Origin of the sequence: Flavobacterium inviolabile, assembly GCF_013389455.1 — a bacterium.
In the GTDB taxonomy this organism is placed as follows: domain Bacteria; phylum Bacteroidota; class Bacteroidia; order Flavobacteriales; family Flavobacteriaceae; genus Flavobacterium; species Flavobacterium inviolabile.
Genome location: NZ_CP058278.1, coordinates 3,807,908 through 3,819,665, shown reverse-complemented (window position 1 = coordinate 3,819,665; position 11,758 = coordinate 3,807,908). Strand labels below are relative to the sequence as shown.

Below are 11,758 nucleotides of genomic sequence, written 5' to 3'. Positions count from 1 at the left end.
GAAATAAGGTTGTGAAATAAAAAAGCCGGATATTAATCCGGCTTTCGTTTTTATTCCTGTTTCAGGCTTCTGATTTGTTTCAGCTTGTCTTTCCAGGTTTTTAATTCTTCCTTGTGACGGTCGATGTTTTTGTAAACTTCTTTTACAAATGGATTGTCGGCTTTGGCATTCGAGATAAACTGGATGTTATTTTCCAATTGGAAAATTTCGCCTTGTACTTCATCAATCTTGCGCATAATGAAGATCTGCTCATTCTCTAATTTTCTGGAATCGTCACTTTCTGCCAGCTGCTCCAAGCGGTTGTTGAATTTAACCATTTCCGCTTCTTTTTTAGATAAGCTTAATTTGTCAAACAGGGCATCCAGTATTTTGTTGAACTTGCCTTCGATATGTCTGCGGGCATGCGGTACTTTTCCAAAAGTTTTCCAGTTCTCTATGTGTAATTTGATAGCGTCCAGATCGGTTTTGTGTTCACCGCTTAGCTGGAAGTCTTTCAGACTTTCCAGATAGTCTTTTTTCTTATCAAAAGCTTCAATCTCTTCGGAGTTTGCTTCGTTGCGTTTGGCGTGCAGGCGGTCAAAATAATGATTGCAGGCATCTTTAAAATCTTTCCATACGCTGTCGGAATATTTTCTCGGCACATGACCTATTTTTTTCCAGTCTTCCTGGATCTGTTTCATGATTGGCGTCGTAGCGTTGAAATCTTCATTTTCTTTCAAGGCATTCGCTTTTTCCACTAAAGCCAGTTTTTTATTCAGGTTGTCCTGCTGGTCTTTTTTAATGTCTTTGTAGAAAGAGTTCTTCTGAGTATTAAAATTGCGTACGGCGTTTTTAAAAGCCGCCCAGGTGTCTTCGTTTACTTCAAGCGGAACTTTTCCGGTTTGGAAGAAAGCGGCTCTCAGGCTTTCTATTTTGTCAATCTGACCCTGCCAGGCACTGTGTGCTGTTATCTTTTCGTTAGCGATACCGTCAATCTGAGTGATAATTTCTCTTTTCCTGATCAGGTTTTCTTCTTCTTTTTCTTTTGCCTTCGCTAATAAGGCTTCCCGTTTGTCGTGTAGTTGTTTGGTTAAGTCGCTAAACTTGTTCCATAATTCTTCACGGTGCTCACGTGATACCGGTCCGATTTCCTCTTTCCAGATTTTGTGTAACGATTGTAATTCACGGAATGCTTTGGAAATATCACTTTCATTAACCAGTTCTTCAACACGGGCAATGATTTTCTGTTTTTGCTCCAGATTGTGTTTGAAATCCAGATCGCGGGCTTCTCTGTCCAGATGCAGGTGATCGTAAAAACGCTCAATATGAAAATGGAAGTTGTTCCAAACGTGGTTGTATTTGTCCCGTGGTATTGGTCCGGCGTTTTTCCAGCGCTCACGCAGTTCATTAACTGTTTTTAAAGTTTCCTGAATGCTTTCGGCAGGATTGTCGATCAGACTTTTTAGTTCTTCAATAATTGCAAGACGGTTATCAAGATTGCCTTTTAAATTGTTTTGCAGTTGTTTGAAGTGCTGATTTTTAAAATCCCGGTATTTATTGTAGATATTGTCGAATTTGTTCTTTAAAGGAAAGTGATAATCGAAATCCGAAACATCTCCATTGTTGTCATGGCTGTGTTCGTCACGCTTCTCATCAATAAAATGCGTGTATTTCGCCATAAAATCTTTACGGATCTCTTCGACGTGATTTCTGATGGACATTACTTTCTCATTCGAAACTAATTTTTCAAGTTCCGCTGTCAATTCTTCCATTGACATTGCTTCATAGTTGAGCATTGGGATATCGTGTCCTTCAGAAATAGAAGCGTCTTCGCTTTCTTCTGCATTCGTACTTTCAATCGCTTCAATTGCGGATTGATTTACGGTAGGAACGTTTTCCTCGTTTGTAATTTGTTCCTGTCCATCTGCCTCCGGCAGGTTATCATTCTTTTCTTCTAACATTGTTGAAATGCTTAAGTTTAACATAAATTGAGTGGAAAGATACTAAAAGCAAGTGGATAATTCAAAAGAAAGTTACCTAAAAGTGCTTATTTTTCTGTTTAAATAGCAGAATAACGCCTTATTTTTCGTGCTTTTGGAAGATAATGACTATCAGGAGACTATAAAAGGAATGCCGGGCAGAGGCGTTAACCGGACCGTGACAGCTGTATAAAACAAAAGGCTGTCCGGACAGCCTTTTGTTTTATTTGTTATTCCAGATTTCCCAGGCCTTTTCTGCCTGAAAGACCAGCATGTCGTAACCGTTTTTGGTTTTGGCACCCTGTTCTTTTGCAAGACGTAGGAATTCGGTTTCTTCCGGATTGTAGACCAGATCGAAAGCGATGTGCTTATCGGTAAAAAGCGTATAATCCAGTTCCGGACAATCCTTAATATTCGGGAAAGTGCCCAGTGGTGTGGTGTTGATGATAATCTGGTATTCGTTAAAAACATCCTGATTCAGCTCGGAATAGGAAAACTCGCATTCCGATGCATTGCGGGAAACAAAATCATATTCTATTTTTAATTTCTGCAGCGCAAAAGCAATGGCTTTACTGGCGCCGCCGGTTCCTAAGATCAATGCTTTTTTATGGTGTTTTTTCAGTAAGGGCTTTAGCGATTTTTTAAAACCGTAAAAATCGGTATTGTATCCTTTTGCTTCTCCTTTTTTGTTGAACCGTATGGTATTGACAGCGCCGATAAGGGTGGCATTTTTGGATGTTTTTTTCAGAAAAGGAATAACGGCTTCTTTATAAGGAATGGTAACGTTCATTCCTTTCAGGTTTTTTGTACCGGAAACGATGGCCGGGAAGTCATTGATGGTTTCAGCATCAAAATTGGTATAACTGCAATTCTCTAATCCGGAAACTGAAAATTTTTCGGTAAAGTATTTTTTTGAAAAAGAATAGCTGATATTCTTTCCGAGCAATCCAAATCTCCTTTTCTTTAATTTTTTCATAATAAAAAAACGGTCAATTAATACAATAATTAACCGTAAAGATAATAGGAAAAAGTGGTATTTGGAACCGGATTATCCGTTTAATTTCTGATACTTCTCTATTTGAGATTGTATTGTTTTTGTGTTCCACACCACCGGGAACAGTTCTTTCAATACAGTGCGGTTATTGAAGTTTAAGCGCAAACCGTTGCTAAGGTGAACTTTTCCTTTTGCTTCGTCGTGCAGCATATAGTATAATCCGGCAAGACGGTATTCTACTTCATATTCTTCCGGGAAATATTCGGAAGCCTGTAATAAGGTTTGTACAGCACTTTCAAATTCTCCTAAAAACTGAAGGATGTCTACCCAGAACAACCAGGTGTCTAACTGGTAATCGCCAAACTCAACCGCTTTTCGGTAGCCGTATTCGGCCTCTTCAAAGAAACTTAATTGTTTGTTGATCGCCCCGTAGCGTTTCCAGTACAATTTGTTCTCGTTGTCAATTCCAATAGCTTTGTTAACATAGTACAGCGCTTTCTGGAAATTTTTCTGACGGATATAAAAATCGGTGATCGCAATCCAGGCTTTATCCAGTAACGGATCTTCATGTACCGTTTTCAGGTAAAACTGTAAAGCAATATCGGTATTGCCAAGACGCTCGTGACATTTTCCAATGCGCAACAGGGCAAAGGAAGTAGGATCGTCAAGCTCCATGGTAATGTTATAGCAATCGATGGCCTCCTGGTATTTTTTTAATTTTTCCAGGGCTTTTGCCTTTTCTAAATAAGCACCCAGAAAACTATCGTCAATCAGGGTGGCATAATCAAAGGCACGAACGGCCTGTTCGTAATTTTTTACGGTGTAATACTGACGTCCGAGCTGGTGCCATGCCACTTCGCTGTACGGATTGCGGTCAATAAACCCGTTTAAGAAATTTATAGCGTCTTCGTTCTGATCCAGGAAATCAAAACAGTACACGACATTGTATAAGGCAGAATGGTCTTCTGTATCGTTTTCAAGACATTTAATGAAGTTCTCTTTTGCCATTTCCAGATCGTCCATGAACAGGTACTCCATACCAATCAGCGAATAGACATCCGCATAATCATCGGTATATTTAAGGGCGACTTTTAAAAGTTCAACGGCTTTGTCGTGCTGATCTTTTTTGGAATAAATGTTGGCTTTCTGAATGTAGATTTCTTCGTTGGTCGGTTCAATAGCATACAAATCGTTTAATAATTTTTCGGCTATTTCAAGTTTGTCGTCAAAAACTAAAAGTTCTACCTGAACCAGTTTTAAACCGGTGGATTTTGGGTGCTGCTCCAAGCCTAGTTTAAGGGCTTTTTTGGCTAAATTAATTTTACCCGTATCGAGATAATGAAGAATGATATCTTCAAACTCTTCGGAGTCAAAGAAGAATACCTTGTTGGTTTTCAACATTGATTCGAACTTTGATAAGGATAAACTATTTTCTTCTTCCTCGTGACTCAAATTCATACTCCTTTTGTTTAAATTATCCTTATTAAAATTAGGAAAGGTTTATTTGCTTTTTAGAAATGAAAGCTATTTGTTGTGAACAATTTAATTAACAATTATTTGTTTTTTACCGTGTTCTCTAGCCTTCGTTCATTACTTCGTTCATAGCTTCAATAATGATGCCACACCCTTCTTCTATTTCAGCATTTGTAAGGGTTAACGGAGGAGTAATGCGAATAGCGCAGCCTTCAAACAATAACCAGAATAAGATCAGTCCTTTTTCCTGACATTTAAAGATAATTTTATTGGTAATTTCAGGACTTTCTGTCATGGGAGCCAGCATTAAGCCCTCTCCGCGAATTTCTTTGATAAGCGGATGTACCAGTAGTTTTCTGAAAAGTTTTTCTTTTTCGAGTGCCTGTTCCATAAGGCCGGTTTCCACCAGTTCCTGTAAGGTTGCCAGACAGGCAGCGGCAATTACCGGATGCCCGCCAAAAGTGGTGATGTGTCCCAGTTTAGGATCATGGCTCAGCAGGTCCATGTGTTTTTCATTGGCTGTAAAAGCGCCCACAGGCATTCCGCCGCCCATACCTTTGCCCATTACCACAATATCCGGAACGATATCGTAGTTTTGAAAGCCGAACAGTTTTCCGGTTCTTCCGAAACCGGGCTGGATCTCGTCCAGTATCATCATCGCACCAACTTCATCACAACGTTCGCGGACTTTTTTCAGGAATCCGTCATAAGGCTGTATGAATCCGGCACCACCCTGAATGGTTTCCAGGATGATTCCGGCAGTTTTGGTGGTTATTTTTTGCAGGTCTTCTTCGTTGTTAAAGGTGATGAAATCCACGTCCGGAATTAAAGGTCTGAAAACCTGTTTGCGTTCCTCAAATCCCATAACGCTCATCGAGCCCATCGTATTCCCGTGGTATGCGTTAAAACAGGAAATAAGCTGACTTCTTCCGGTTACCCGCCGGGCCAGCTTTAAAGCGCCTTCGGTGGCTTCCGTTCCGGAGTTAACCAGGTATGTTTTGTTGAGCTGTTCCGGCATGTTTACTGCCAGTAATTTGCATAAAGCAACAGCAGGATCCTGTGCATATTCTCCATAAACCATTACGTGGGCATATTTGTCCAGCTGGTCTTTAATGGCGTTGGTTACGCGCGGATGCTGGTGTCCTAATGTGCAGGCCGAAACGCCGGCTACGAAATCTAAATATTTTTTTCCGCTGGTGTCGTAAATGTAAGCACCTTTGGCGTGGGACACTTCCATTCCTAATGGATAGGGAGAGGTTTGTGCCTGGTATTTATGGAAATCTTTAATCATGATACTCTTGCATTGTCAGCTACGATTTTTTGAAACCGCAATTGCTGGTTTATTTCTTCGTCTTCTTCGTTGTTTTGGCGTTCTCTTTTTTTACCGGTTTGCCATATTCAAGCGTTTCTTTACGGGCTTCCATCGGTGTTTCGTTTTCCAGATCCTTGGCAGCACTTTGTTTCTGAATCTTTTCATCGATGAGATTCTCTTCCGGTGGAAAGATCTCTTCTTTCGATTTTATCCGCTCGTCTCCGCGCCACACGAATCCTCTTAATTTCCGGGCATTTTCCGGAAAAAGGTCGGGTGGGTAGCTTTCGCTCTCCGGATTAACAATGGAAGTCATGGAAACGATCTTGTTGTCTTCGAGTTCCAGGTGTATTTTACTGCTTACGCCTTTGTCGATCATTTCCAGCTCGTTTTTGTCGTTATACATGTAGTATATCTTTTCCGTGTTTTTGATTAAATCAACAGTGGAAAGTTTGTTGTCTTTGAATTTGCCAAACAGATCCTGTCCTTTAACCTGGTTGTAACCGGTGCCAAGGGTGTCTTTCTGGACAATAAAAGCATTATTCAATACTTTCAGGGAATCCAGTTTTTCGGTTTGGTTGTTTCCGATAAGGTGAATTACATCACCGGTCATCTGGTTTTCATTGTTCCAGAGAATCGGTCTTCCGATCATCTGGGTTAATCCTTTTTTCTGGTTGGAATGAATAGAGTCGCATTTTCCGCTCATATCCGTTTTGTAAATACGGGCATTGCTGAAACCGCGAATGATTCGTTCTCCCTGTTTTCCGGTAATCATCAGCTTTTTGGCGTGAATGTAAACCGAATCGTTTTCAACAAAACTGGATGCAATGGCCCGTTTTGTGATAAACATGGAATCCTGGTTTTTGTAGACTTCCGCATAATGACCTTTGATGATCATTTTGTTAATGGTATCGGTAATCTTGACATTATCGGTGGCAGAAGAAAATTCCCGCTTCCGGTCATAAAATATCTTATCGCCTTTGATGAGTCGGTTGTTATATTTTATCGTGGAATTTTTGGTTAAAGTAGCAATATCTTTTTTGGTGTCATAAAATCCTCTTTCGGTATAGATGACATTTTCTTTGCTGGTAATCGTAGAAGGTCCGAAAACATAGGCATGCCCGGAATTGTCGAAAAAGTCCAGGTGATTGGATTTGATGACGCATTGCGGATTGGTTACGGTAACAGCGGTAAGAAACTGGTATTTCTTTTCGTTTAAATAATAACGTCCGGATTTACTTTTCAGGGTATTTTCCTTGTTGATAATCGTTCCGTAAGAGTTGTAAAATGCCTGCTGGGTATTCCGGTCAAAATTTAAGGTGTCGGTTGTTAAGGTAGATTCCGGAGAACGCAGCGAAACATCGCCCGAAGCATAGGCGAACTTTTCATTGCCGTTGTATTCGGCATAGCGGCTGTTCATATAAATGGTATCCCCCTGGTTCATAACCACATTACCAAAGGCTTTGGCATAATTCTGATCTTTGAAGAAGTAGAGTTTGTTGCAGTTAATCAAAACACCATCGTGTTCCACCTGAACATTTCCTGTAAGAATTGAAGCACCCGGTATTTCATTCTGATTACTGTCGGTAAAATCAGTATGGATGATCTGGATGGTTTTTTTTTGCTGTGCAGTAACCGTTGTGCACAAAAAGCTGAAACTTATAAGGAATAAAAATAATTGCTTCAAAGTGTAAAATTTTGTGCCAAATTTAAGTAAAATCTACGAATAGGATTTTTAATTAAGAATAATTTATTAAATAAATAAAGAAGGGTTAAAAAGTAAAAACGCTCCCGGATGAGAGCGTTTTTTATGGATTATTTATGAATTGTCTGGGTTCTGTCCGGTCCTACCGAAATCACTTTAATAGGAACTTCAACCTCTTTCTCTATAAACTCAATATATTCTTTTAATTCTGATGGTAATTCTTCGTATGAAGTCATTCCGGTCAGATCTGCTTTCCATCCTTTTTTCTCAACATATACCGGTGTTACGTTTTCCGGTTCGATGTTGTAAGGTAAATGGTCGATTACTTCGCCTTTGTAGTTGTATCCGGTACATACTTTCAAGGTATCAAATCCGGAAAGTACATCGCCTTTCATCATGTATAACTGGGTAACCCCGTTTACCTGAACGGCATATTTTAAGGCTACCAGATCTAACCATCCGCAACGACGTGCTCTTCCGGTTACCGAACCGAATTCATTACCAACTCTGGCCATTGTCTGACCGATTTCGTCATGAAGTTCTGTCGGGAAAGGTCCGCTACCAACACGGGTTGTATAGGCTTTGAAAATACCGAAAACATCTTTTACCTTGTTAGGTGCAATTCCTAATCCGGTACAGGCTCCGGCAGCAGTGGTATTTGAGGAAGTTACAAATGGGTATGTTCCGAAATCAATATCCAGAAGTGATCCCTGAGCGCCTTCAGCCAAAATGGATTTTCCTTCTTTCATGGCTTTGTTCAGGTATTCCTCACTGTCCACAAAAGTTAGTGTCTGTAATACTTTAACCGCTTCGAAGAACTCGTCTTCCAGTTCCTGAAGGTTGTACTGCATGTCTACATCATAGAACGAAATCATCGCTTCGTGCTTGTCTGCCAAAGTTCGGTAACGTTCTTTGAAATCTGCCAATTCAATATCACCTACTCTTAATCCGTTTCTTCCGGTTTTGTCCATATAAGTCGGTCCGATCCCTTTTAGTGTGGAACCGATTTTGGCCTTACCTTTTGAGGCTTCCGAAGCAGCATCCAGTAAACGGTGTGTTGGTAAAATTAAATGTGCTTTTCTGGAGATGATCAATCTGGATTTGATATCCATGTTGAATTTTTCCAGACCTTCCAGTTCTTTTTGGAAAACGACAGGATCAATAACAACACCGTTTCCGATAATGTTAATGGAGTTCTGGTGAAAAATCCCGGAAGGGATGGTTCTCAAAACGTGTTTAATTCCGTCAAATTCTAATGTGTGTCCGGCGTTTGGTCCGCCTTGAAAACGAGCAATAATGTCGTATTTTGAAGTGAGTACGTCAACGATCTTTCCTTTTCCTTCGTCTCCCCACTGTAATCCTAGTAGCAAATCTACAGTCATTCCGTTGTTGTTTGTTGTTTTGTGTTTATATAGTTATTTGTCGTATGCGTGTGAAAAAATTATTCTTCCGTATGTTTCTTTTTCTGACCATACAGGTATAAAGAATGGTTGTGGATTTCAATATTAAAAATTTCTTCGATGGTTTTTTTAATCGTCTGTATTCTCGGATCACAGAATTCGATCACTTCTCCGGTATCGGTCATGATGATGTGATCGTGCTGTTTGTCAAAATACGATTTTTCGTAATGTGCCTGATTTTGTCCAAACTGATGTCTTCTCACTAAACCGCATTCCAATAATAATTCGATCGTGTTGTAAAGCGTTGCTCTGCTCACACGATAATTTTTATTTTTCATTTTGATGTATAACGATTCAATGTCAAAATGCTCGGCACTGTCGTAAATTTCCTGTAAGATAGCATAACGCTCAGGCGTCTTGCGATGCCCTTTTTCTTCAAGATATTTCGTGAATACGTTTTTTACAATTTCTTGATTTTTATTATTTTCCATTATGGTTTAATATGAAATACCCGCAAAGATAAGTTTTATTTTTTGGAGATTAAAGTTTTCGTAAAGTAATGTTGACTGAGGTGAAAATTTTAGTTTTTTATTAACGAAACCGGAAGGCGTAATCATAAAAATAAACACCTGGCGTTGAATCCAGGTGTTTATTTTAAGAATACGAATCGTTTTGTAGTTTAATTTTTGTGGACGCGTGTTACCTTTTCAATACCGTCTATTTTTTTAATATTGTCAATTAATTTTTTCAGGATGGTATTGTTTTGTACCACAACGGTAACCTGTCCGTTGAATATTCCGGCTTCTCCGCTCAGCGCAATGCTCTGGATGTTCACGTGCATCTGGTTGGAGATAACTTTTGTCAGCTCATTGGTTAGTCCTAAAGTGTCCATACCGGTGATCTTGATCACGGCTTTAAATTCTTCCTGTGACGAATCAATCCATTTGGCCGGAATAATCCTGTAGGCAAAATTGGATTGCAGGCTGATGGCATTCGGGCAGTCTTTCCGGTGAACCTTGATACCTTCGTTAATGGTGATAAAGCCAAATACATCATCACCCGGAATAGGGTTGCAGCAGGTGGACAGTTTGTAATCTAATTTATCCTGTTCTTTTCCAAAAACTAAAAGGTCATAGTTTTTGATGATCTCGTTGCGGTGTATCTGTTCAGACGGAACATTAGGCGAACGCTTGATCTTGTTTTTGAAAAAGTTGATTAACGTATTGTTCTTTTGTGCCGCAAAATCTTTGAGCTGCTGGTTGTCTATTAATCCGGCACCCACACGGTAAAAGAGATCCAGACTGGTTTGCAGTTTGAAGTAGTTTACCAGTTCGTTGATTGAGGACTCGTTTAAAGCAATCTTTAAATGTCTCAATTTTCGGGTTAGTAATTCTTTTCCGTCTTCGGCAATTTTTTTGGTACTCTCGTTGAGTACGTTTTTAATTTTATTACGGGCGCGCGATGTGGTCACATAGTCCAGCCAGTTCGGGCTGGGTTTCTGGTTCGGCGAGGTGATGATCTCTACCTGGTCACCGCTGTTTAATACGTGATTGAGTGGTACTAATTTACCGTTAACCCGGGTACCACGGGTGTGAATGCCCACTTCGGAGTGAATGCTGAAAGCAAAGTCAAGGGAAGTGGCACCTTTGGGCAGGGATTTGATTTCTCCTTTTGGCGTAAAAATGTATATTTCCTTGGAATACAGGTTGAGTTTGAAGTCTTCTACAAAATCAACAGCATTGGTTTCGGAATTTTCGAGTGCTTCTTTCAGCTGGTTTAGCCAAACGTCCAACCCGTTTTCTTCCGTAGCGCCCTGTTTGTATTTGTAATGGGCTGCATATCCTTTTTCGGCGATTTCATCCATACGTTCACTTCGCACCTGAATTTCCACCCAGCGGCCTTTTGGCCCCATCACGGTAATGTGCAGGGCTTCGTATCCCGTTGATTTGGGAGAAGAAATCCAGTCGCGCAAACGGCTCGGGCTCGGGCGGTAGTGATCGGTCACTATGGAATAGATTTTCCAGGCCAGGAATTTCTCTTCCTGTGGTTTGGATCTGTAGATGATTCTCAGCGCGAATTTGTCATATACTTCATCGAAGGTAACGCCCTGAACCAGCATTTTTCTCCGGATGGAGTAAATGGATTTGGGACGGCCTTTCATCGTGTATTCTATTCCTTCTTCGTCCAAGGATTTTTTCAGGATCTCGGAAATGGACTTGATATAGGCTTCCTGTTCTTCTTTGGTTTCCTTCATTTTGCTTACAATATCCATGTAAACATCCGGTTCGGTATATTTTAGTCCTAAATCCTCAAGCTGGGTTTTGATGTTGTAAAGCCCTAAACGGTGCGCTAAAGGGGCGTATATGTACAGGGTTTCGGAAGCGATCTTGGCCTGTTTGTAATCGACCATGCTTTCCATCGTTTGCATGTTGTGCAAACGGTCCGCAATTTTGATTAAAATTACCCGGACATCATCGTTTAAGGTCAGCAGCATCTTACGGAAATTCTCCGCCTGCATCGAAATTTCCTGATCGGTTTTTACTTTTGCTATTTTGGTTAATCCGTCAACAATTTTAGCAATTTTCGGATTGAACATCTTTTCGATATCGGCAACGGTAATGTCTGTGTCTTCAACTACATCATGCATTAAAGCAGCGGCAATGGAAGTGGCGCCCAGACCGATTTCGGAGGCCACGATTTTAGCAACGGCAATAGGGTGGAAGATATAGGCTTCTCCCGATTTGCGACGCTGGTCTTTATGGGCATCAACAGCAACGTCAAAAGCCTTGCGTATCAGTTTTTTGTCTTCTTCGGTAAGGGTTTGGTAACTAATGCGAAGAAGTTCCTTGTATTCGCGGGCGATGGCTTTATTTTCTTGTTCTAAATCAATCTCTGTCATAACAATTCATTCAATTCCTA

At 40.4% G+C, this 11,758-nt stretch carries 8 protein-coding genes; all 8 read right to left on the bottom strand.

What is annotated here, in order from left to right:
• Nucleotides 1-50: 50 nt before the first annotated feature.
• Entirely contained in the window at nucleotides 51-1,940 is a 1,890-nt protein-coding gene (locus HW120_RS17245; protein WP_177735871.1) for a DUF349 domain-containing protein, read from the bottom strand.
• Between the two features lie 241 nt (nucleotides 1,941-2,181).
• Nucleotides 2,182-2,934, bottom strand: coding sequence for a shikimate dehydrogenase family protein (locus HW120_RS17240; RefSeq protein ID WP_177735870.1), 753 nt, complete (start codon nucleotides 2,932-2,934; stop codon nucleotides 2,182-2,184).
• Nucleotides 2,935-3,006: 72 nt separating this feature from the next.
• Nucleotides 3,007-4,410 carry a tetratricopeptide repeat protein gene (locus HW120_RS17235; protein WP_177735867.1) on the bottom strand — a complete coding sequence of 468 codons (1,404 nt, stop codon included), beginning with the start codon at nucleotides 4,408-4,410 and terminating at the stop codon, nucleotides 3,007-3,009.
• Nucleotides 4,411-4,528: 118 nt separating this feature from the next.
• A complete protein-coding gene (locus HW120_RS17230) occupies nucleotides 4,529-5,716 on the bottom strand; it encodes an aspartate aminotransferase family protein (protein WP_177735865.1) in 1,188 nt (395 codons plus the stop codon).
• A gap of 49 nt (nucleotides 5,717-5,765) precedes the next feature.
• Nucleotides 5,766-7,421, bottom strand: a complete 1,656-nt coding sequence (locus HW120_RS17225) for an OstA-like protein (protein WP_177735864.1) — start codon at nucleotides 7,419-7,421, stop codon at nucleotides 5,766-5,768.
• Nucleotides 7,422-7,549: 128 nt separating this feature from the next.
• Complete coding sequence (locus HW120_RS17220; protein ID WP_177735862.1) at nucleotides 7,550-8,821, bottom strand: adenylosuccinate synthase; 1,272 nt, start codon at nucleotides 8,819-8,821, stop codon at nucleotides 7,550-7,552.
• Between the two features lie 59 nt (nucleotides 8,822-8,880).
• Nucleotides 8,881-9,330, bottom strand: a complete 450-nt coding sequence (locus HW120_RS17215; RefSeq protein WP_177735860.1) for a Fur family transcriptional regulator — start codon at nucleotides 9,328-9,330, stop codon at nucleotides 8,881-8,883.
• 188 nt (nucleotides 9,331-9,518) lie between these two features.
• Complete coding sequence (locus HW120_RS17210) at nucleotides 9,519-11,738, bottom strand: RelA/SpoT family protein (protein ID WP_177735858.1); 2,220 nt, start codon at nucleotides 11,736-11,738, stop codon at nucleotides 9,519-9,521.
• Nucleotides 11,739-11,758 lie beyond the last annotated feature (20 nt).